Origin of the sequence: Thermosipho melanesiensis BI429 (assembly GCF_000016905.1) — a bacterium.
Taxonomy (GTDB): Bacteria; Thermotogota; Thermotogae; order Thermotogales; family Fervidobacteriaceae; genus Thermosipho; species Thermosipho melanesiensis.
In genome coordinates this window covers 98,381-120,967 of record NC_009616.1, presented here as the reverse complement: position 1 = coordinate 120,967, position 22,587 = coordinate 98,381, and the positions used below count along the sequence as shown (strand labels likewise).

Below are 22,587 nucleotides of genomic sequence, written 5' to 3'. Positions count from 1 at the left end.
CTTATTCCCCCTTTAACATTTTTACTAATGTTTTTGGAAATGTTGCGTAAAATGCTGCAGCTTTTAATAAATGCTCAATTTTAACCCTTTCATTTGGTGCGTGGGCATATTTTTCTTCACCTGGGCCGAAACCCACTGTTGGAATGTTGTATACCCCTGCGGTTACAGTGCCATTGGTTGAAAAAATCCATTTGTCTATTGTAGGAGTTGTTTCGAATAGGGTTTCATAGTTTTTTACAGCACTTTTTACAATTTCACTATCTTCTGGGAAAATCCAAGCGGGAAAGTATTTTTCAGTGAGATAAACTTTTCCAGTATATGAAGGTTTTTTGTAATATAATTCTATTATTTCTGCGTCATTTATTCCCGCCTTTTCAAATATATCAGTTATTTCTTCAAAGACAATTTTTTTAGTTTCTTTTTCGTTTATTCTCCTGTCAATATGAATTTCACATTGGTCGGGAACAGCATTTTGTGAAGGGGATTTGGAGAAAATTTGAGAAACTACTATTGTACCTTTTCCCAAAACCGAATCACTCTCAAGCTTATTATTTAATTTTTCTATTTCTGTAATTATCTTTGCCATTTTATATATTGCATTGACGCCTCTTTCTGGAGCACTTGCGTGTGCAGATATACCATTTGTTCTTATTTTAAATTCTATTCTTCCCCTATGTCCTCTGTTTATCTTTAAAGAAGTTGGTTCAGTTATTAGAACGAAATCTGGTTTAATTTTGTCTTCTTCGATAATATATCGCCAACATAATCCATCACAATCTTCCTCCATAACGGTGCCTGTTACATATAATGTGAAGTTGTCTAATAAATTTAGTTCTTTTAAAATTTTGATTCCATAAACCATAGAACACATTCCTGCTTTTTGATCTGATGCTCCCCTACCATATACATATTTTTCATCAAAATGCCCGGAAAAAGGTTCAAAATCCCAGAGGTTTTCATTTCCTATATCTACAGTATCAATATGTGCATCCATTGCAATCGTTGTCTTTCCATTTCCTATTTTTCCGATAATATTTCCTAAACCGTCTACTGTTATTTCGTTAAATCCCACTTTTTCCATTTCATCATTTATAACTTTAATTACTTCAGCTTCACTTCCAGAATAACTTTTAGTTTTTATTAATTTACTCATAAATTGTACAATGTCGTCTTTGTATTTATAAGCAAGTTTTAAAGCTTCGTGCACAAAATCACCTCCAATTGTTTTCATAATTATAAATTGTATGGCTATTAAATAAAAACGTGCGAAAAGCTTTAAAAAATTAATTTTTTTTTAGCTGATTTTTGATATTAAAAAAAAATAAGAAATGTTAAATATATTCTGTTCTTTTGCTTAGAATTTGATTTGGTTAACATAAACCTAACAAATGATTTTGAAGATGGATTTTTTTATTTTTTTAAAATAAAAGTTACAGCTTCTAAATTTAGGATAGAATATGGTGTTGTTTTAATACATTAGTTGAGAAAAATAGAGATAGTTAAAAACAAAAAATCTTTTTAATAATATTTTGTTGTCGTGGTTAGTTGACTTTAAGTATTTTCTATGCTAAATTATTAATGTAATGGGGCCGTAGCTCAGTTGGGAGAGCGCTACCTTCGCACGGTAGAGGCCGTGGGTTCAAATCCCATCGGCTCCACCAAAAAACTTCCGGAGAAAAATCCGGAAGTTTTTTTATTTTTTATGAAGAATGGTAAAATTTATAATGGAGTTTAATTTTGGAGGGGTATAATGAAGGTATTGATTTTATATGGAATAGGATTAGGTGTTGTTGATGTTAGAAGTATAAAGAAGGTAAGAGAGCAATATAAAAAAGTTTTAGTGTTCATATCAAGACCACCGTTTGGGAAAGCCAAAGAGATGTTGGAAGAATTAAAAGGTTATATTGAAATAAATGTAACATCAAATTTCTACAAAGAAGCTAGAAAGAAATTCAAAGAAATTGAAAATGCAGAATTAAGAGATTTAGGGGATTTTGGTGAAAGGGCGATGATGAGGGATCCATGTTAACAAATATTAGTTTGATTTTACTTGAAAGGGTATCATTAATATTGGTAATAACGTATATAATTTTCCAGACATATTTTATAAAAAACATTTTTGGAAGGTCATTAGTTACCAAGAATAAAATGGTAATTGGGTTTATTGGAGGATTTCTTGGAATACTTGGGACACTTTTTGGTATAAGATACAACGGTGCTATTGTGAATTATAGAGATATTGGGGTTATTTTATCGGGTATGTTGGCAGGTGTGTCTGGAGGGATTGTTGCAGCGTTTATTTCAGCAAGTTTTAGATTATTCTTAGGAGGTATTACAGCTGTTCCCTGTTTTTTGGGTACTTTAACAGCTGGAATTATAAGTGGAGTGTTATCAGAGTATTATGGTAGAAAACATTTTACGTTTTTTAGAACTATGTATTATACGATACTAATAGAAATAATTCATTTAATGTATGTGCTTTTAATGGTAAAGCCTTTTTATTTGGCTTATGATATAACTTTTAAAATATTATTTCCTATGGTTATTACCAATACTTTAGGTGTTTCCTTTTTAAACTTTATGATGTGGAATTTAGAAGAAAAACTTCAAAATGTAGAAGAAAATACTATAAGTTCGATATTTGTAATTATGGAAAGAATTTTAAATACTATAGAAATAGGTTTTAACGAAAATAGTGCAATTTTGATAGCTCAGGTTATACTTGAAAACACAGATTTTGATGCAGTAGCTTTAACGGATAAAGAATATATTTTAGCTCATGTTGGTATTGGAGATGATCATCATATTAGTGGTGAAAAGATAAAAACTCAAGCAACAAAAAAGGTAATAAATAGTGGGTATGGATTAAAAGTAGTTGGTAAAAAAGGAATAAATTGTGAGAAAGAAAATTGTCCTCTTTTTTCTGCTATTGTAATACCACTGAATAATATAAATGGTGACTTAATTGGAACTTTAAAATTGTATTATTCAAAAAGCCATAGTATGCAAAATAAGGATATTATTTTTGGAAAGAAACTTGCTCAAGTTTTGTCTTTAATAATATCTATTTCAGAAATAAACGAATCTTTAAAACTTGCTACTGAAGAAAAAATGAGAGAATTGATGTCCAACATGAGTCCACATTTTTTGTTTAATACGCTTAATGCGATAAAATACATTTCAAGAAGAGAGCCTCAAAGAGTTGATAAGTTTATAGATAATTTATCAAGTTTGCTAAGATATACACTTTATGAAAATTCCAAATTGGTATCGGTAAGAAACGAAGTAGATTTTACAAAAAACTATCTTGAGTTGATGAAATTACGTTTTGAAGATAAGTTAAATTATGAAGTGAAAGTAGCTAAAGAATTGGAAGAGTATTTGATTCCCCCTTTTATATTACAACCGCTGGTTGAAAATTCTATAAAACATGGAATGAAGGGAGGAAAGTTATTAATAAGAATTTCAATATCAAAATCTGATAAAAAGATTAAAATCTGTGTGGAAGACAATGGGAAAGGATTTAGTGAAATGAAAAAAACTGGTAAAGGGCTTTTATTAATTAAGAAAAGATTGAAGGTGTTATTTGGTGATAATTATGTATTTAATATAAAAAACAATTTTTTTGGTGGAGTGGTTGTTGAAATAAAGTTTGATTCTAAAGTTGGTGAATTAATATGATAAGGGTAGTAATAATTGATGATGAGTATTATGCCAGAGAAATGTTAAAAGATTTAATTATACAAATTACACCATTTGAACTAAAAGGATGCTTTGAAAGTGTTGAGGAATTTTTAAAAAGTAAAATAAAAAATGAGGTTGATGTTATTTTTCTTGACATTGAAATGCCAAGAATAAATGGTATTAAAGCAGCAAAATACCTTGAGCGGTATAAAGTGGTGTTTGTTACTGCTTATTCAGAGTATGCAGTAAACGCATTTGAAGTTAATGCTTTAGATTATTTAACTAAGCCTATTTCTGAGGTAAGGTTTATCGAAACAATGCGGAGAATAGAAGAAGTTTTTAGAGATAAAAAATTAGTAAAGATTTCGGTGGAAAATAACAAAGAGATAGTATTTTTGGATTTTAGTGATGTATATTTTTTTGAATATTTTGAAAAAAGGATTTTGGTAATTACTGACAAAGGAGAATTTGTATTAAAACATTTTAAAAACCTAAGCAAATTAGAAAAAGAGCTTCCATCTAATTTTATAAGAGTGCATAAATCTTACATTGTAAACATCGATTATGTTGAAAGATTTATTAAAAATTTAAACTCCCTCCAATTAAAAGGTGGCAAGATTATTCCAATTGGTAAAACACATATAAGAGATATAAGAAATGTATTAAAAATTTAAATGTATATTTGTCAAGAAAATGTTTTTTCTTTTAGCCTAAAAAAGGAACTATTTAGGCCATTTTTTAATATGTTTAACTGTTAAGTTAATATAATAACTGATAAACTTTTTTGTGTACAAACTTTAAAGGAGGGAGTTTTTATGAATTCATTAATTTTAGCAATTTTGGCCTTCTTTGGTTATTGGATAGCGTATAACACATATGGTAAGTGGATATCAAGAAAGATATTTAAGCTTAACGACAAAAACATTGTTCCATCAAAAGAATTTGAGGATGGAGTCGATTTTGTTCCAACGAAAAAACATATTTTGTTGGGGCATCATTTTACTACTATTGCTGGAACAGGTCCTATTGTTGGGCCGGCTATAGGTGTAATTTGGGGTTGGGTTCCGGCATTTATATGGGTATTTTTTGGTTCTATATTTATGGGTGCAGTTCACGATTTTACATCGTTAATTGTATCTGCACGTCATCAGGGAAAAACAATAGGTGAGCTTACAGGCGATTTAATTAATGAAAGAACTGCAAAAATATTTTTAATTTTAATACAATTTTTACTTTGGATAGTTTTAGCTGTTTTTGGATTAATTGTTGCTTTATTGTTTAATATGTATCCTGAATCGGTTTTTCCTGTATGGATGGAGATACCTATTGCAATGTGGTTAAGCTATATGGTTTATAACAAAGGAAAAAGTGATAAATTGTATTCAATCATTGCTATTATTTTGATGTATTTGACGATAGCTATAGGTGTTGTAATGCCTATAAAAGGCATATCTGTAGTTAATTGGATGTATATTTTAATGATATATGTATTCCTAGCTTCAACATTACCGGTTCATAAGTTGTTACAGCCAAGGGATTACATAAACTCACATGAGTTATTAATTGCAATGGCGTTATTAGTAATAGGAATTATAGTAGGGCATCCCAAAATTGTTGCTCCTGCATTTCAAACAGTTGCTGATGCCCCACCACTTTTCCCAATTTTGTTTATAACAATAGCATGTGGAGCTATTTCTGGGTTTCATAGTCTAGCTGCATCTGGTACAACTGTAAAACAACTTGAAAAAGAGACAGATGCACTTCCTATTGGTTATGGTGGTATGATTTTAGAAGGCGTTCTTGCAACAATAGTGATTATTGCTGTAACAGCTGGATTGGGAATGAATGGTGGAGGTGTGGAGGCATTTACATCGCATTATGCTTCTTGGGCAGCAGCAAGTGGTTTGAGTGCAAAATTATCTGCGGTTATAAATGGTTCGGCTAATTTAATGCATTCGTATGGTATACCTCTTGATTTGGCAAGAACAATAATGGCGGTATTTATTGTTTCATTTGCTGGAACCACTATGGATTCTTCAGCGAGAATTCAAAGATTTGCGTTACAAGAATTATTCTCTAATAAGAAAAAAGAAGTTGTGGTAAAACCATTAAAAAATAGATATGTTTCTACAGCAATTGTAATTTTGGCGGCATTAGCATTGGCATTATCCGCTGAAGGTGGTAGAGGTGCGTTAATATTGTGGCCTGTATTTGGAGCGTTGAATCAATTGTTAGCTGGGTTGGCTCTGCTTATTGGTACAGTTTATTTGGCTAAAAAAGGCAAACCCATTTGGATTACGGGGCTTCCTATGTTATTTATGATGATAATAACATTGTATGCAACATTGATTAACTTAAAAAAGTTTATTTTGACCCATAATGGATTGTTAATATTTGTAACTATTGTGACATTTGTTATAGCGCTTTGGATAATTATTGAAGGAATAGTTGCAATAATAAAGGCGGGAAATGAAAGAAAAGAAATAAAGACTGTTGAAGAGGAAATATAAACCAACAAACCCTTCCAGCTTTGGAAGGGTTTGTTTTTCAAGAATTTTAGATTTTTTCAATTTCATTCAATATCTTGTCTACTATTATTTGTCCTACCCTAAGTTGAGCTTCTTTTGTTGATGCTCCTATATGCGGAGTTGCGACGATGTTTGGTAGCTCAAGTAATTTTTTTCTTAGTTCGTCATTAGGCGGTTCAACTTCAAAAACGTCTAACCCAGCGGCATAAACTTTGCCAGAAACAAGAGCGTTGTACAAAGCTTCCTCGTCTACAACTCCACCACGTGCTGCGTTTACTATAATTACTCCATCCTTCATTAATTCAAATGCTTCTTTGTTTATAAGGTGTGTGGTTTCAGGAGTTTTTGGAACATGTATAGTGATAAAATCTGATTCTTTAAAAATTGTGTCTAAATCTACGAGTTTAACGTTTAAATCTGTTTCTTTTATGAAAGGATCGTATGCAAGAACATTCATATCAAATGCAAGCAATCTTTTTGCCACTTCTTTTCCGATATTTCCAAATCCAATTATACCAACTGTTCTTTTATAAAGTTCGTGTCCTTTTAATTGTTTTTTTGTCCATTCTCCTGATTTTAAATCTAATGTTCCTTTTGCTATATGTCTTGCACAGGCAATCATCAATCCAATGGCTAATTCAGCCACGGAAATTCCGTTGGCTCCCGGTGTGTTTAAGACTTTTATACCTTTTTCTTTTGCTTTTTCTACATCAACATTGTCTAATCCTGTTCCTGCTCTTGCAATGATTTTAAGTCTTTTACCAGCTTCAATAACATCTGCGGTAACCTTCGTAGCACTTCTTACAACCAATACGTCAATGTCTGACATTTCTTTTATGAGTTCATCTTTTTCAAGGTGTACATCAGTAACTGTATGACCAGATTTTTTGAGTCTTTCCATAGCGACTTTATCAAGAGGGTCATTTACGTGAATTCTCATTATTTATTGACCTCCTTGAAAAGCACTTCTTGAGCTGCTTTTATACCGGTGCCAAATTCTACTTTGTATCCAAGTTCGTTTAGTGTAAATTCTAAAGCGGATATTCCTACAATAGTATCAAAAATACTTAGGTAACCAAGAGTAGAAATTCTGAATATTTTTCCTTTTAGATGTTCTTGGCCACCTGCGATGGTTACACCGTATTTGTCTCTCATTATTTTAGTTAATTTGTTTCCGTCAATGCCTTCTGGTACTTTGACTGCGGTGGCAACGTTTCCTGGTCTTTTTGAGAATAATTCCAATCCCATTGCATTTACTGCTGCTCTTGTGGCATCTGCGAGTATTCTATGCCTTTCCCAAACATTTTCTATCCCTTCTTCTTTTATAATTTTTATTGCTTTTCTTAACATGTAAATTAGATTTACACCTGGTGTCCATGGATTATCGGGGTATTTTTTAGCATAGGCTTTAAGATTGAAATAATAACTTGAGTTATTGGATTTTTCTACCAACTTCCAAGCTTTATCGTTAAGCGCAATGAAAGCAAGACCAGGTGGTAGCATTACACCTTTTTGCGAACCACTTACTACAACGTCTATTCCCCATTCATCCATCTTTAGTGGTTCTGCAAGTAGAGCACTTACAGCATCGGTAACTAAGACAACATCAGTATTTCTAGTTACTTTTGCGATACCTTCAAGATCTATTACTGTACCTGTTGATGTTTCGCTATAGGTTGTGAAAACAGCCTTTGCATCAGGATGTTTTTCGATGGCTTCTTTAATTTGTTCTGGAGTTACCGCCTCTCCCCATTCCAACTTTATTGAAACAACGTTGATATTGAATCTTTCTGCAATTTCTCTCCATCTCTCTCCAAATTTACCAGCTTCTACAATTATAGCTTTGTCTCCGGGATTTAAAAGATTGGTTATCGCGGCTTCAAGAGCACCTGTACCGGAAGATAATAAAGTATAAACCTTATTTTCGGTTTGGAAGAGATATTTCAACTCATTTAACGTTTCTTCCAATATGCTAACAAATTGCGGGGTTCTGTGGTGAATTGTTTCACGTGCACCTTCAAGTAAAATATCAAATGGTACTGGTGTTGGTCCTGGAGCGAGTAGATAGTTCTTTTTTATCATATGTCCACCTCCTAAATTTTAAAATACTTTACATCTTAATTTTAAATTAAATGTATAAATTGTAAATACAGCTTATGGAGAGTATTTTTTAATAATTAAGAAAAAATTCAAATTTTTTGCCTTAAACTTGCTTATTTGGAGTTTTACTTATTTCTATTTATATTGTACACTTATTATAGAATTATTTCAATTTTTAAAAATTGCAAAAAATTGCATGCAAATTGTTGCAAATAATGAAAATTAAATATATTTTTGGAGGTGAAAACATGAATTATGAATTAAAATATTCAAAATTGGGTAATAATCTGAAATCCTCCTTAATAAGAGAATTACTAAAATATGCATCTGTTCCTAACGCTATTTCCTTTGGTGGTGGTGTTCCAGATCCTGAAACCTTCCCGAGACACGAGCTTTCCAAAATCGCAGCAGAAGTAATAGAAAATGAGTATAGTTATGTTCTACAATACAGCACAACAGAAGGTGACTTGGAACTTGCGAAACAGATGTTGAATCTTTTAGATAAGATTTATGGAATTAACGGACTTGATGAAACTAACATAATGTTTACTACAGGTTCGCAACAAGCATTAGAACTTGCGGGAAAGGTTTTCTTGGATGAGGAAAGTATTGCAATAGTTGAAAATCCATTTTATTTGGGTGCAGCAAGTGCTTTTAGAATGAGGTTTTCAAAATTTGTTTCAGTATCTTTGGAAGATGATGGAATGAATGTGGAAGTTCTTGAGAAAAAGTTGAAAGAGTTAGATGAAAAAGGAGAAATAAAAAAAGTAAAGTTTATTTATGTAATTCCAAATTTCCACAATCCTGCCGGTGCTACATTGTCACTTGAGAAGAGAAAAAGAATAATAGAACTTGCAGAAAAATATGATCTTTTAATAATTGAAGATGATCCATATGGTTTGCTAAGGTTTGAAGGTGAGCACTTACCATCATTATTTAAATTGGCTGGTAAAGAAAGGGTAATATTATTAAATACATTTAGTAAAATTCTTGCTCCAGGATTAAGGATTGGAGCTGTTATTGCTGATAAAGAAATAGTTAGAAAGTTTGTACTTGCAAAACAGGGAACGGATTTGTGTAGTCCCGCACTTACACAAAGAATTGCTGCGAGATACCTTGAAAGATACGATTTAATTGAACAGATTACTCCAACGATTAAGTTGTATAAATCTAAGAGAGATACAATGATAAAGGCCTTTGAAGAATACTTTTCTGATATAAAGGGAATTAAGTGGATATATCCTTCAGGAGGATTGTTTACCTGGGTAACTCTACCAGAAGGTTTTGATACTTTGGAAATGTTTGAGATTGCAAAGAAAAAATTGGTATTTTACATACCAGGACAAGCATTTACACCAGATGATAGCAAATCTCCATCGATGAGAATGTCATTTTGTTTGCCTCCACATGAAAAGATAATAGAAGGGGTAAAAAGATTGAAAGAGGTTATTCTTGAATATGGTAGGAACGAGGGGTTGATATAGTGTTAATTTTAACAATTAACCCTGGTTCTACAAGTACAAAAGTTGCCATTTTTGCCGATAATAAAAAACTTGTTCAAAGAACTTTAAGACACGATGTGGATGAACTTGAAAAATTCAACGATATTATGGAGCAAGAAGAGTTTAGGAAAAAGGCAATTTTAGATTTTATTGAATCAGAAGGGTATAAAATTGAAGATTTTTCCGCAATTGCATGTAGAGGGGGAATTCTTCCACCGCTTGAGAGTGGAACATATGTCGTAGATGAAAATATGGTTGATTATTTGAAAAACAAAACAAAGGTTAAGCATGCCTCAAATTTGGCTGCGGTAATTGGTTTTTCTCTATCTAGCGGAAGAATACCTGTATATATTACAGATCCCGTTTCTGTGGATGAGATGATAGATGAAGCAAGAATATCAGGAATACCTGAAATTGAAAGATTAAGTCTTGCTCATGCGTTGAATATAAAAGCAGTGGCGAGGGAAGTGGCAAGTCAGCTTGGAAAAAAGTACGAAGAGCTTAATATGGTTATTGCTCATCTTGGAGGAGGTATTTCAGTTACAGCTCATGAAAAGGGAAGAATGATAGATGTAAATAATGCAAATGATGAAGGACCATTTAGTCCAGAAAGAACAGGAGAACTTCCCGTAGGAGATGTTGTAAAGCTTTGCTTTTCAGGTAAGTATTCAAAAAATGAACTTAAGAAACTATTCGTTGGAAAAGGTGGATTAGTTGCTTACGTTGGAACAAATGATGTGAAAAAGATTTTAGAGGAAGGTAGTGATGAGGAAAGATTTTTTGTTGATGCAATGGTGTATCAGATTGCAAAAGAAATAGGTGGAATGTGTGCAGTTTTGAAAGGAAAAGTAGATGCGATAGTAATTACAGGTGGTATCGCAAATAATCCAAAAATTGTTGAAAAAATCAAATCATACGTGTTTAAATTTGCACCTGTTTTTTCGGTTCCTGGAGAATTTGAAATGGAAGCACTTGCAATGGGTGCATTAAGGGTTTTGAGAGGGGAAGAAAAAGCAAAGACTTGGGGTGAGAAAGATGAAAAAATTAGTTGATTTACTTGAAAAAGCAAAAAAGCTTGGTCCTAAAACAGTTGCAGTTGCTGCAAGTGAAGATGAGGTGGTTTTAAAAGCTTTAGATAGAGCGACAGATGAAGGGATTATTAACGCGATACTTGTAGGAAATGTTGAAAAAACAAAGAAAATAGCCCAGGATGTTGGTATTGAAATAGGAAAGTTTGAATTTTTGCAAGCGGATAATTATATAGAAGCTGCAGAAAAAGCAGTCCAAATGGTTTCGCAGAATAAAGCAGATTTTGTAATGAAAGGAAAAATAAAAACAGGCGATTTGATGAAAGTAGTTTTAAAGGAAGAATATGGTTTGAGAACCGGAAGAACATTATCTTTGGTTAGTATTTTTGAAGTTCCACATTATGACAAACTTCTAATAGTATCCGATGCTGGTATGACCATTGCTCCAACTTTAGAACAGAAAGTTGATATTATAAACAACACTGTTTTAGTTGCAAATAGGGTGTTGGGAATTGAAGAACCAAAGGTTGCAGTTCTTGGAGCAGTAGAAGTTGTTAATCCAAAAATGCCAGCAACTATTGAAGCTGCAATTTTATCTCAAATGAATAAACGAAAACAAATAAAAAGATGTATTGTAGATGGTCCATTTGCACTTGATAATGCGGTTTCAAAGGAGGCAGCGGAACATAAGGGTATAAAGAGTGTAGTTGCTGGTGATGCAGATATTCTTATAATGCCGGATATTGAAGCAGGTAATATTTTCTACAAAGCAATGGTGTTTTTAGCTGGTGCTAAGGTTGCTTCTGCAATTATAGGTGCAAAAGTTCCTGTGGCATTAACATCTAGGGCGGATTCTGATGAAACAAAGCTATTATCACTTGCCTTAACAGGTTTAATGGTTGGTGATAGAAATGTTTAGAATATTGGTTATAAATCCCGGTTCAACAAGTACCAAATTGGCCATTTTTGAGGGCGAAAAACAGGTTGCATCTAAAACTTTAAGGCATACTCCTGAAGAACTTTCACCGTTTAAAAAATTAATAGATCAGTATGAATTTAGAGTGGGAGTAATTGAAGAATTTTTGAAGACTTTGGGGTTTAGGTACGAAGATTTTGATGCGGTGGTTGGTAGAGGAGGACTTGTTCAACCTATACAAAGTGGTACGTATAAAGTAGATGAGTTAATGGTTAGCGAATTAAAAGAAGGTAAATATGGAGAACATGCATCGAATTTAGGTGCTGTTATAGCTTATGAAATTTCTAAGCAACATGGTATCCCTTCATTTATTGTAGATCCAGTAGTGGTGGATGAAATGGATAAGATTGCAAAAGTTTCAGGACATCCAATGTTCGAGAGAAAATCAATATTTCATGCGTTGAATCAGAAAGCCGTTGCAAGACGTGCGGCAGAAGAATTGGGAAAAGATTATGAAGAAGTGAATTTAATTGTTGTACATATGGGTGGAGGTATTTCTATAGGAGCACATAGAAATGGTAAAGTTGTTGATGTAAACAATGCACTAGATGGTGATGGTCCATTTACCCCTGAAAGGAGTGGAACATTACCACTTACACAGTTGATTGATATGTGTTATTCTGGGAAATACACCTTAGATTTTATGAAGAAAAGAATAAAAGGACAAGGTGGTTTAGTGGCTTATCTTGGAACAAATGATGCGATGAAAGTACAGGAAATGATTTCTCAAGGAGATGAAAAAACAAGATTGATATACAAAGCGATGGCTTATCAAATTGCAAAGTGGATTGGAAGAATGGCTGCAGCATTGAAAGGAGAAGTTGATGCCATAGTTTTAACGGGTGGATTGGCATATGATGAAAGGTATATGGTTAGGTGGTTAAAAGAGTATGTAGAATTTATTGCACCTGTTTTAGTTTATCCAGGCGGAGATGAAGAAAAAGCTCTTGCAATGGGAGCGTTAAGAGTTTTAAAAGGTGTTGAAATAGCAAAAGATTATAGCGAAGAGGTGCAAAAACGTGGCTAAAAATTTTGTGTTTATAGGTTTGTTTGGAAGTGGAAAAACAGAAGTTGCAATAAATTATGCCTTGAAATTGAGAGAGGAATATGAAAAGGTTGCAATTGCGGATGTGGATATAATTTCTCCATATTTTAGAACAAGGGATGTTATTGAAGAATTAGAGGTAAAAGGTGTTAAGGTAATAACCCCTCCAGGTGCTTTAAAACATGCGGATTTGCCAATAGTTACCGGTGCAGTTGCAGGATACCTGGGTAATCCCGAGTATAAGACGGTATTAGATGTTGGTGGAGAAGAAAATGGAGTGGTTGTAGTTGGATATTTGAGACCTCATTTAAAGAATACGGAAATTTGCATGGTAGTAAACACTAAAAGACCTTTTACTTCAAATGTTGATGGTATTGTCAAAACATATGAACAGTTAAGTAAAGTTGCAAAAATTAAAATTGATTATTTGGTTAATAACACGAATTTGTCTAAAGAAACCACAAAGGATGTAATTCTTCAAGGAGAAAAAATTTTGGAAGAGGCATCAAAAATATTAAATGTTCCAGTAAAATACACAGTAATTCCAAATTTTTTAGATGATTTTGAGACAAGATTTCCAAAATTTAGAATCGAAAGGTTTATGAAAATGGATTTTTAAGGAGGGTGTGAAAATGCCTAAGGTAAAAGGATATATTGAAATTGATCAGGAAAGATGTAAGGGTTGTGGATTGTGTATTAATGCCTGTCCAATGAAGGTTATTGAATTTTCAGAAGAATTTAATAGTAAAGGTTACCATCCAGCTGAAGCAAAACATTTGGAAAAATGTATTGCATGTGGTTTTTGTTATAGAATGTGTCCTGATGTATGTATAACAGTTTACAGGGAAGAGTGAGGAGGGAAAGATATGGAAAAGGTAATGGTTAAGGGTACGGAAGCAATAGGCGAAGCCGCTATTAGAGCAGGTTGTAGGCACTTTTTTGGTTATCCAATAACCCCTCAAAGTGAACTCCCGGAATATATGGCAAAGAGACTTCCAGAAGTAGGCGGAGTGTTTTTACAAACGGAAAGTGAAGTTGCAACAGTTAACATGTTGTATGGAGCAGCTTGTACAGGGAAGAGAGTTATGACTTCTACATCATCTCCAGGTTTTAGTTTAATGATGGAAGGTGTATCATATATGGCGTGTGCAAAATTGCCTGCTGTTTTTGTAAATGTAGTACGAGGTGGTCCCGGACTTGGTGATATTCAGCCAGCGCAAGGTGATTATTGGCAAGCAACAAAAGGTGGAGGTCATGGAGATTACAGATTAATTGTACTTGCACCATCTACAGTACAGGAAGCAGTTGATTTAACTGTTTTGGCATTTGATCTTTCTGATAAGTATAGAACACCTGCGTTGATATTGGCAGATGGTTTATTGGGGCAAATGATGGAGCCGGTTGTATTTCCAGAGTTTAGAGATTTATCTACATTACCTGATCACAGTGATTGGGCATTAACAGGTGCAAAGGGTAGAGAACCGCACATTGTTACTTCTTTTGACATTGATCCATACAATCTTGAAAAGATGAATTTAGAATTAGTTGAGATATATAGAAAGATAGAAGAAAATGAAGTAAGATGGGAAGAATACAGAACAGATGATGCAGAAATAGTGATTACCGCTTTTGGAACAATTGGAAGAATTGCAAAAAGTGTTGTTGACATAGCACGTGAAGAAGGATTAAAAGTGGGATTATTTAGACCTATTACCGTATGGCCATTCCCATATGAACAATTAGAAAAATTAGTTGATAGGGTAGATATGTTCTTTGATGTTGAAATGAATATGGGACAAATGCTCGAAGATGTAAAGCTTGCTGTAAAAGGTAAAAAACCAGTAAAGTTCTATTCAAGGATGGGTGGAGTAGTCCCAACACCAACTGAAATTTTAAATGCACTTAAAGAGGAAATTAGGAGGTGAGTGAAATGAGAAAGGTTTTGCATAAAATGCCAGAATCGTTAACGGGAAAGGAATTTACTTATTGCCCAGGTTGTCATCATGGAATTATTCATAGATTGATTGCAGAAGTTATTGATGAGCTTGGGATAAGAGAAAAAACTTTGGTTGTTTCCCCAATAGGTTGTTCCGTTTTTGCTTATCAGTTTTTTAACATGGATGGAACTATAGCACCTCATGGTAGAGCTCCGGCAGTTGCTACTGGTATGAAAAGAGCACGTCCAGATTTGTATGTGTTTACATATCAAGGTGATGGTGATTTAGCGGCAATTGGTACGGCCGAAATTATGCATGCGGCAAATAGAGGCGAAAAAATTACTACAATATTTGTAAATAATGCTATTTATGGTATGACAGGTGGTCAAATGGCACCAACTACATTACTTGGTATGAAATCGACTACAACTCCATACGGAAGAACAGCAGAAAATGATGGATATCCAATGCATATGTGTGAATTCTTAAAAGAAGCAAAAGGTGTTGCATATCTTGCAAGAACTAAAGTAAATACACCACAAGATGTTGAAAAAACAAAAAAAGCAATAAAAAAGGCATTTTTGGCTCAAGTGAAAGGTCTAGGGTTTGGAATGGTAGAGGTCTTATCAACATGTCCAACAAATTGGGGTATAGATCCCGTTTCCGCCGGCAAGTGGCTTGAAGAAAATATGATTCCTGAATATCCATTGGGAATTTTTGTTGATAAGGTTGGTGATGAAAAATGAGGTTTATTTTTGCAGGATTTGGTGGGCAAGGTGTAATGTTAATGGGGCAAATTCTTGCATATGCGGGAATGATAGAGGGGAAAAATGTTACATGGATGCCATCATATGGTCCTGAAATGCGAGGTGGGACGGCAAATTGTACAGTGGTTGTGGAAGACAAAGAAGTAGCATCTCCGGTAGTTGACCAAGCAGAGGTTGTAGTTGCGATGAATATTCCGTCGATGCTAAAGTTCCAAAATGTAGTTACTGAAAATGGTTATCTTTTCTTAAATGAATCAGTTATTGATAGGGAAGCTGATAGAAAAGTTGATATCAACATTAAGAAGGTCCCGTGTAATGAAATAGCAGATAAGTTAGGAAATTTAAAGGTTGCTAATATGGTCATGTTAGGTGCTGTTATTGGTGTAACAAATATTGTTTCGAAGGAAAGTTTGTTTAAAGCACTAGAGAAAAAATTAACGGGTAAAAAGGCAAATTTAATTGAGGTTAATAAAAAGGCTATTGAAGAAGGAATTGCTATTGCAAAACAGTAGGCGGATGAGATAAAGCCCTCATTATAGGACCCTTTTGGGTCCTGTCTTTTTTTTTTTTTTAAATAATGTTGAAAAATTGAAAAAAACTTTGAAATTTGCAAAAAATTGTGTATAATTATTTATAGGAGTGATTTATGTGAAAAGTATGACAGGATATGCGAAAGTTGAAAAAGTTTCCGAAAAATTTAAAGTATCTTGTGAAATAAAGACCTTAAATTCAAAAGGTTTAGATGTTTTTGTAGGGGTGCCGTATTATCTAAGTTCAAAGGAAATAAAAATAAACAGAATTATTGCAAACAGGATAAAAAGGGGAAAAGCTTATCTTAGATTAAATGTAAAATTTTTAACACCTGTGGATTTGAATATAGATTATGTAATGGCAAAATCGTATTTTGAAAGTCTTGAAAGCTTAAGGGAGCAGCTTGGGATACAAAATTTATTGAGCGTAGGTGATCTTTTAATATTTAAGGAAATTTTTAGAGGAGATTTTAGCGATGAAGTTGTAGAAGAGCTTTGGGAATTTTCTGAGAGTGTTATTTTGGATACTTTGAAAAGACTAGTAGATGAGCGTGAAAAGGAAGGACAAAAGTTATTTGTTGAATTAAATGACATGATTCAGAAAATGAAAGAGATAGTTGAAAGTATTAGTAGCTTATCATTTAAATTAAAGGGTGAAATAGCAAAGAAAATTAGAGAAAATGTCGAAGAAATATTACCTGAAAAGGTTGAGTTAGACGTAAATCAATTTGAAACTGCAGTTGCACTAATAGCTGATAAAGCGGATATAAGGGAAGAAATTGCGAGATTAAAAAGTCATTTAACTAGGTTGGAAGAATTGATAAGGTCTGATGAGCCAGTTGGAACTCTGTTGAATTTTTTGACGCAAGAGGTTCATAGAGAATTTAATACAATACTTTCAAAAAGTAGAATGTTAGAAATTACGAATTATGCTTTAGAAGGAAAATATATTAATTCTCAATTAAAAGAGCAAGTTCAAAATATTGAATAATTTGGGAGGTGTAAGTTTATGTTTGGACTTATTAATATTGGTTTTGGGAATGTTATCGCAGGTGATAGAATTGTTGCAATAGTAAATCCAGAGAGTGCGCCATTGAAAAGATTAAAGGAAGATGCTAAAGAAGAGGGAAAATTAATAGATGCAACATACGGAAGAAAAACAAGAGCAATACTTATATCAGATAGTAACCATATTATTTTAAGCGCTATTCAGCCAGAAACAATTGCACAGAGATTTATGCAATCATTTTTTGAAATTGAAGAACAATTAGAGAGAATTAGAAGAAAGGGATAATATGGAAGGCACTTTAATAGTTGTAAGTGGACCATCAGGTGTTGGAAAAACTAGTATAATAAATGCTTTATTAAACAAACTTGATAGGATTGTATTTTCAGTTTCATGTACAACTCGCCCACCGAGACCTGGTGAAATTAATGGAGTGGATTATTTTTTTATAAGTAAAGAGGAATTTAAAAAGATGCGAGAAAATGGTGAGTTTTTAGAGTGGGCTCAGGTACATGGTAATTTGTATGGTACACCAAAAAAGTTTGTGGTTGAGAATATAAAGAAAGGTAATAGGATAATATTAGATATAGATGTACAGGGTGCTCTGCAAGTTAAGAAAAATTTTTCAGATGCAGTTTTTGTTTTTGTTGCTCCTCCAAGTTATAAAGTATTAAGGGACAGACTTTTAAAAAGAGGAACAGAAAGTGAAGAAATAATGTTAAAAAGGTTTGAGAATGCAAAATGGGAAATGTCCAAGATTAAGGAGTTTGACTATTTGATAATTAATAGTGATCTTGAAAAGTCAATAATTGCAATGAAATCCATTGTAATTGCAGAATCATACAAGACAAAAAGAATATTTGATGAAGAACTAGAAGAGAAATTACTTAAAGGAGGTAAATAGTATGAATCCCGTAATTAACTATGACGAGCTTTTAAAAAAGATACCGTATAAATTTGCAATTCCCATAGCAGTGGCAAAGAGAGCGGAGAATTTAAAAGAATTTGCGCATTCATATGTGGAAACTTGGGATAATAACTATGTAAGTATAGCTTTAAAAGAGTTAAGTGAGGGATATATAAGAATCAAAAACGAAGAAATATTGAAGGTATTAATACCAAATGTAAAATAAAGATGGCTCCTAAACGGGCCATCTTTATTTTATTGGAGCTTCTTCAAGAAATTTTTGTAAAAGTAAAACTGTGTTTTTGTAGTCTTCCAAATTAATAACTATAAGTGGACTATGAATATATCTTGAAGGTATGGATATTACTGCAGATGGGATACCATAGGCACTTCTTGCATATCTTGCTGCATTTGTACCTCCAGCAGTCCTTCTTTTGTATTGGAATGGTATATTATTATCTTTTGCAGTTTTTACAAGTGATTCAAAAAGATTTTTATCAATTACATAACCAGAGTGCATAAATGTAATTGCCGGGCCTTCACCAAGATGAGTTGCCCAAAGTTCCTTATCAAGTTCTGGATTGTCACCCGCAGTTGTTGTTTCAATTGCAATAGCAAAGTCTGGTTGAATTTGTTCGGCGACTACTGCTGATCCTCTTAAACCAGTTTCTTCTTGTACACTAAATACAAAATATAGATCGTAATCAGTTTTTATGTTTTTTTCAATTAAATCAATTAGTATACTACATCCACCCCTATCGTCGAAAGCCTTTCCAGTGGCAAAATTACCTACTTCTTTGTATTTTGTCGTAAAGGCAACGTAATCACCTATTTTAACTTTTTTTTCTGCTTCTTTTTTTGAAGAAAACCCTGCATCAATGCTTAGTTGTGAAAATTCTGGAGTTTTATAAGGACTATCTTGTAAATGAATTGCTTTAAATCCAATAATTCCTACAATTTCATCGTTTATTATAACTTTTTTACCTATTACAACTCTAGGATCAACACCACCAACTGGCATAAATGATAATGTTCCATCATCATTTATTTTTGTTACCATAAATCCCACTTCATCCATGTGTGCGTCTAATACAACTTTAGCTTTTGATTTCCCTTTTTTAAACACTATTAAATTCCCCATTCTATCTATCCAATATTTATCAACCTTATCCTTGATTTTATCTAAGATAAAGTCTCTAACTTTTTGTTCGTTGCCAGAAACACCATTTATCTCAGAAAGCTCTTTTAAATACATTATTGCACCTCCAATGCCGAAATGGTAAATGTTATCAATTTTGATGTATTTTCAATATCCTGGATTGAGATTTTTTCATATGGTGTGTGCATATATTTTAAAGGTATTGATAACAGTTGTGTTTTTATACCTTTTCTTACTAATTGTACCTCATCAGTATCTGTTCCACTTCTTCTAGGAATAGGTTCAAATTGGATTTGAATATTAAATTCATTAGCCGTTTTTCTAACAATTTCGTTGAATTCCCTATTTACAACAGGACCAATTGCAACCACAGGCCCTTTATTTATTTCTACCTTTTCATATCCGGGAACATTTTCATTTCCATGTGTAACATCTACTACAAATGCATAATCAAGGTCTGAAAGGTAAGCGGCGGTTGGAGCACCTGGTCCCCCTTCCTCTTCCTGCGTTGAAAAGATAAAGTATACGTCAACTTCATGCTTTATTTTTTGAAGAAGTTCCGCTGTTTTTATTAAAGCCGCACAACTTGCCCTATTGTCAAGAGCAGGTGAAAAGATATAGCTGTTTTGTTCAAAGGCTTCTATATTGTCTAGTACCACTAAGTCTCCCACTGAAATTTCTTTCCAATCTTTGTTGATGCTAATATCTAAAAACAAATAATTGAAAGATGGCACTTTGCCCTTTTCTTCTTTCTTTTGTAAATGGGGGGCTAAAAATCCAAAGATACCTTCAAAGACCTTGTTATCTTTTGAAATTATCTTTGCTCGCTGACCAATTACCACTTTTGGATCCCAACCACCAATTTCAGCTACATAGGCGAATCCTTTTTTATCTATCTTTGTGATTACGAACCCCAATTGGTCTACATGAGCAAAAAGTCCTACTTTTCCTTTTCCATTTCCTTTCTTTACGCAGATTAGACTACCTAATTTTGTTTTAAAAGTTTCATCTGAAAAATTTTTCATTATTTTTTCAATTTCATCTACCACGTTTGTTTCATACCCGGATGGTCCTGCAATTGAAGTAAGCCTTAAAATTAATTCTTTTGTTTCCACTTTATCCCTCCTTTGCTTTTTCTAACATGATTTTATCACAATTTTAAAGAATTTGGTATATACTTATAAAAGAAAGGGGGAGAGATATGAGAAAACCTAAGATAGTTGAATTTGAATTAACTACGGCGTGTAATTACTCTTGTAAGCATTGTTATTGTAATGCAGGTAAGAAATCGAAAATAGAACTTACCCTAGAGCAAGTAAAGCATGTGCTTGATGAGCTAAGAAATGGAGAAGTAGAATTGGTAGATCTGGTTGGCGGAGAACCTTTATTGAGACAAGATATTTTTGATATTATTAAGTATGGAGTGCATGTAGGGTTAGGAGTTATGTTGAATACCAACGCATCACTTGCAAGTAAGGATGTGGTAAATAAGTTAAAAGGGATCTATCCGGAACTGAAGGTTGGAATTTCATTTGATGGAAGTTTTCCAGAGATACACGAATTTGTACGTGGTAAAGGAACATTTGAGAAAACGTACAATGGTTTTTTAAATTTTTTAGAAGCAGGTTTTGAGGTAACTATTTTACATGTTATTAACAAAAAAAATTACCTTTACTTTGAAGACATGATAAAGTTTGCCAAAAAACATAACGTTTCTTTATATGTAGATAGGTTTGTACCCGTAGGAAGAGGAAAATTATACAAGGATATATTAATTCCTACAAAAAAGGAAGTAGAATATGTAAGAAGTTTGATAGATAAGTACAAAGATACTGTAAATTTTTATGTTGAAGAGAATATTTTTAGTGGTATGTGTACAGCGGGTAGGACTCATGCATCGGTTTTGGTAGATGGAACAGTAGTTCCTTGTGGGCATTTTAGATATGATAAAGAATATTACATGGGAAACTTAAATGAAAAATCATTTAAAGAGATATGGGAAAGTTTCAACCCAGATGTTTTATTGAATAGTTGTAAAAATTGTGAATTTTTTGAGAATTGTTTTGGTGGATGTAGAGCATTTGCAAAGAAATTAAATTTGAAACACGATCCAATATTTTGTAGGGTGATGGATAATGATAAAAAAGGATAAACAATTTAGAAAATTTCAAATGTATGGTTTTTTGAAAAATCTGAGATTTTTTGAACCATTTCTTATCTTAGGGTTTTTATCTTCAGGATTAGATTATTTGCAAATTGGAATATTATATTCCATAAAGAGTATTGCAACAAACATTTTGGAAATTCCGACGGGAGTTTTTGCTGATTTATATGGAAGAAAAAAATCTATGATTTTTTCTATGATTTCGTATATAATATCCTTTAGTATTTTTTACTTTTGTAATTCTTTTTATTTGTTTATGTTGGCTATGATATTTTTTTCGTTTGGAGAGGCATTTAGAACAGGAACTCATAAAGCAATGATTTTTCAGTATTTAAAACTCAATAACATGGAAAGCTTAAAAGTTCAGTACTATGGTGCAACAAGATCTGCATCACAACTTGGTTCTGCATTAAATTCTTTATTATCAGCTTTGATAGTTTTTTTTAGTGGGAATTATAAACTTATTTTCTTGATGGCAATAATTCCATATGTATTGAATCTTATAAATCTTTCCACGTATCCAGATGAGTTAGATGGTAATATAAAAAAAACAAAAAAGGATACATTAAAAGATTTTTTAGGTGCAATTTCAAATTGGAAAACTTTTAAGTTACTTTTAAATGCCACGAGTTATTCTTCTGTTTTTAAAAGTATAAAAGATTATTTGCAACCGATTATTGAATCATTTGCGTTAGCTATTCCTGTATTTTTAGGATTAAATAGTAAAAAAAGAACAGCAATATTAGTTGGTATTATTTATTTTGTACTTTATCTTTTAACTTCTATTGCTTCTAGAAATTCTTGGAAATTTAAGAAAAAATTAAATTTAACGTTATTTTTTGGAGCTATTGTAATTATGTTAATAGGTATTACATACTATTTTAATTTCTACTATATTTCAATAATTCTATTTGTTTTTGTTTATTTAATTGAAAATATTAGAAGACCCATTGTTGTTTCTTATATTAGCGAAAAATCTGAGGCACTTGCGTCGGTTTTATCTGTTGAATCACAGATTACCACTTTGCTAACGGCATTTTTTTCATTTTTAATGGGATTGGTAAGTAAAAAATATGGAATAGGAATGGGAATATTTGTTATTGGGTTAATTTTATTTGTATTTTCACAAATTTTTTGGTTAAAAGAAAAAGATTTATTAATTAAAGAGAAAGTGTCCATTTTAAAAAAATAGAGAAATATTAATTGCTAGTTAATTATGTTTTTTATTAATAGAGATATTTCATATGATGAATT

Annotated in this window: 24 protein-coding genes and 1 tRNA gene; 20 read left to right on the top strand and 5 right to left on the bottom strand. The window is 32.6% G+C overall.

The genetic code is table 11. The annotated features are described in order from the left end of the window. Position 1: 1 nt before the first annotated feature. Positions 2-1,207 carry a YgeY family selenium metabolism-linked hydrolase gene (locus TMEL_RS00620; RefSeq protein WP_012056356.1) on the bottom strand — a complete coding sequence of 402 codons (1,206 nt, stop codon included), beginning with the start codon at positions 1,205-1,207 and terminating at the stop codon, positions 2-4. A gap of 378 nt (positions 1,208-1,585) precedes the next feature. Here TMEL_RS00620 and TMEL_RS00615 point away from each other — a divergent pair. The 5 genes from TMEL_RS00615 (at position 1,586) to TMEL_RS00595 (ending at position 6,194) form a co-directional block, all read left to right on the top strand. Then, positions 1,586-1,661, top strand: a tRNA-Ala gene (locus TMEL_RS00615). 89 nt (positions 1,662-1,750) lie between these two features. Beyond that, positions 1,751-2,029, top strand: coding sequence for a hypothetical protein (locus tag TMEL_RS00610; RefSeq protein WP_012056355.1), 279 nt, complete (start codon positions 1,751-1,753; stop codon positions 2,027-2,029). Next, positions 2,023-3,681: a LytS/YhcK type 5TM receptor domain-containing protein gene (locus tag TMEL_RS00605; protein WP_012056354.1), complete on the top strand. Its 1,659-nt coding sequence runs from the start codon at positions 2,023-2,025 to the stop codon at positions 3,679-3,681. The genes TMEL_RS00610 and TMEL_RS00605 overlap by 7 nt, the downstream gene beginning before the upstream one ends. Further along, on the top strand, positions 3,678-4,358 hold the full coding sequence (locus tag TMEL_RS00600; RefSeq protein ID WP_012056353.1) for a LytR/AlgR family response regulator transcription factor: 681 nt from the start codon (positions 3,678-3,680) through the stop codon (positions 4,356-4,358). Before TMEL_RS00605 ends, TMEL_RS00600 begins: the two co-directional genes overlap by 4 nt. Positions 4,359-4,499: 141 nt before the next feature. Continuing rightward, the gene (locus tag TMEL_RS00595; protein ID WP_012056352.1) at positions 4,500-6,194 is read left to right on the top strand and encodes a carbon starvation CstA family protein; all 1,695 of its coding nucleotides are present in this window, start codon (positions 4,500-4,502) and stop codon (positions 6,192-6,194) included. A 46-nt stretch (positions 6,195-6,240) separates the two neighbouring features. Here TMEL_RS00595 and TMEL_RS00590 read toward each other — a convergent pair whose 3' ends face one another. Both TMEL_RS00590 and TMEL_RS00585 read right to left on the bottom strand, forming a co-directional pair. Beyond that, a complete protein-coding gene (locus TMEL_RS00590) occupies positions 6,241-7,152 on the bottom strand; it encodes a hydroxyacid dehydrogenase (RefSeq protein WP_012056351.1) in 912 nt (303 codons plus the stop codon). Continuing rightward, positions 7,152-8,294, bottom strand: a complete 1,143-nt coding sequence (locus TMEL_RS00585; protein WP_012056350.1) for a pyridoxal-phosphate-dependent aminotransferase family protein — start codon at positions 8,292-8,294, stop codon at positions 7,152-7,154. Before TMEL_RS00585 ends, TMEL_RS00590 begins: the two co-directional genes overlap by 1 nt. A 266-nt stretch (positions 8,295-8,560) precedes the next feature. Here TMEL_RS00585 and TMEL_RS00580 point away from each other — a divergent pair, with 266 nt between their 5' ends. The 13 genes from TMEL_RS00580 to TMEL_RS00520 all read left to right on the top strand — a co-directional run bounded on the left by TMEL_RS00580 (position 8,561) and on the right by TMEL_RS00520 (position 18,236). Next, positions 8,561-9,796, top strand: coding sequence for an aminotransferase-like domain-containing protein (locus tag TMEL_RS00580; RefSeq protein ID WP_012056349.1), 1,236 nt, complete (start codon positions 8,561-8,563; stop codon positions 9,794-9,796). Beyond that, positions 9,796-10,866 (top strand): butyrate kinase, encoded by a 1,071-nt coding sequence (buk, locus tag TMEL_RS00575; protein ID WP_012056348.1) that lies wholly within the window; start codon positions 9,796-9,798, stop codon positions 10,864-10,866. The genes TMEL_RS00580 and buk (TMEL_RS00575) overlap by 1 nt, the downstream gene beginning before the upstream one ends. After that, positions 10,850-11,761: a bifunctional enoyl-CoA hydratase/phosphate acetyltransferase gene (locus TMEL_RS00570; protein WP_012056347.1), complete on the top strand. Its 912-nt coding sequence runs from the start codon at positions 10,850-10,852 to the stop codon at positions 11,759-11,761. Before buk (TMEL_RS00575) ends, TMEL_RS00570 begins: the two co-directional genes overlap by 17 nt. After that, on the top strand, positions 11,754-12,845 hold the full coding sequence (buk, locus tag TMEL_RS00565) for a butyrate kinase (RefSeq protein WP_012056346.1): 1,092 nt from the start codon (positions 11,754-11,756) through the stop codon (positions 12,843-12,845). The genes TMEL_RS00570 and buk (TMEL_RS00565) overlap by 8 nt, the downstream gene beginning before the upstream one ends. Continuing rightward, entirely contained in the window at positions 12,838-13,482 is a 645-nt protein-coding gene (locus tag TMEL_RS00560) for a hypothetical protein (protein WP_012056345.1), read from the top strand. Before buk (TMEL_RS00565) ends, TMEL_RS00560 begins: the two co-directional genes overlap by 8 nt. Before the next feature lie 13 nt (positions 13,483-13,495). Then, positions 13,496-13,717 carry a 4Fe-4S dicluster domain-containing protein gene (locus TMEL_RS00555; RefSeq protein WP_012056344.1) on the top strand — a complete coding sequence of 74 codons (222 nt, stop codon included), beginning with the start codon at positions 13,496-13,498 and terminating at the stop codon, positions 13,715-13,717. Positions 13,718-13,729: 12 nt separating this feature from the next. Beyond that, a complete protein-coding gene (locus TMEL_RS00550; protein ID WP_012056343.1) occupies positions 13,730-14,788 on the top strand; it encodes a 3-methyl-2-oxobutanoate dehydrogenase subunit VorB in 1,059 nt (352 codons plus the stop codon). Positions 14,789-14,793: 5 nt separating this feature from the next. Further along, entirely contained in the window at positions 14,794-15,546 is a 753-nt protein-coding gene (locus tag TMEL_RS00545) for a thiamine pyrophosphate-dependent enzyme (RefSeq protein WP_012056342.1), read from the top strand. After that, positions 15,543-16,079, top strand: a complete 537-nt coding sequence (locus TMEL_RS00540; protein ID WP_012056341.1) for a 2-oxoacid:acceptor oxidoreductase family protein — start codon at positions 15,543-15,545, stop codon at positions 16,077-16,079. The genes TMEL_RS00545 and TMEL_RS00540 overlap by 4 nt, the downstream gene beginning before the upstream one ends. 145 nt (positions 16,080-16,224) lie before the next feature. After that, positions 16,225-17,088 (top strand): YicC family protein, encoded by an 864-nt coding sequence (locus tag TMEL_RS00535; RefSeq protein WP_041426142.1) that lies wholly within the window; start codon positions 16,225-16,227, stop codon positions 17,086-17,088. 18 nt (positions 17,089-17,106) lie between these two features. Beyond that, positions 17,107-17,391, top strand: a complete 285-nt coding sequence (locus TMEL_RS00530) for a DUF370 domain-containing protein (RefSeq protein ID WP_012056339.1) — start codon at positions 17,107-17,109, stop codon at positions 17,389-17,391. A gap of 1 nt (position 17,392) precedes the next feature. After that, positions 17,393-18,007 carry a guanylate kinase gene (gene gmk, locus TMEL_RS00525; RefSeq protein WP_012056338.1) on the top strand — a complete coding sequence of 205 codons (615 nt, stop codon included), beginning with the start codon at positions 17,393-17,395 and terminating at the stop codon, positions 18,005-18,007. Between the two features lies 1 nt (position 18,008). Next, the gene (locus tag TMEL_RS00520; RefSeq protein WP_012056337.1) at positions 18,009-18,236 is read left to right on the top strand and encodes a DNA-directed RNA polymerase subunit omega; all 228 of its coding nucleotides are present in this window, start codon (positions 18,009-18,011) and stop codon (positions 18,234-18,236) included. A gap of 24 nt (positions 18,237-18,260) precedes the next feature. Here the strand turns inward: TMEL_RS00520 and TMEL_RS00515 are convergent, their stop codons facing one another. Beyond that, positions 18,261-19,265, bottom strand: coding sequence for a M42 family metallopeptidase (locus tag TMEL_RS00515; protein ID WP_012056336.1), 1,005 nt, complete (start codon positions 19,263-19,265; stop codon positions 18,261-18,263). Then, on the bottom strand, positions 19,265-20,284 hold the full coding sequence (locus tag TMEL_RS00510) for a M20/M25/M40 family metallo-hydrolase (RefSeq protein ID WP_012056335.1): 1,020 nt from the start codon (positions 20,282-20,284) through the stop codon (positions 19,265-19,267). The genes TMEL_RS00515 and TMEL_RS00510 overlap by 1 nt, the downstream gene beginning before the upstream one ends. Before the next feature lie 86 nt (positions 20,285-20,370). On the opposite strand from TMEL_RS00510, the gene TMEL_RS00505 reads away from it, so the two are divergent. Then, positions 20,371-21,321, top strand: a complete 951-nt coding sequence (locus TMEL_RS00505) for a radical SAM/SPASM domain-containing protein (protein WP_012056334.1) — start codon at positions 20,371-20,373, stop codon at positions 21,319-21,321. Further along, on the top strand, positions 21,305-22,525 hold the full coding sequence (locus TMEL_RS00500) for an MFS transporter (RefSeq protein WP_012056333.1): 1,221 nt from the start codon (positions 21,305-21,307) through the stop codon (positions 22,523-22,525). Before TMEL_RS00505 ends, TMEL_RS00500 begins: the two co-directional genes overlap by 17 nt. Positions 22,526-22,587: the final 62 nt, after the last annotated feature.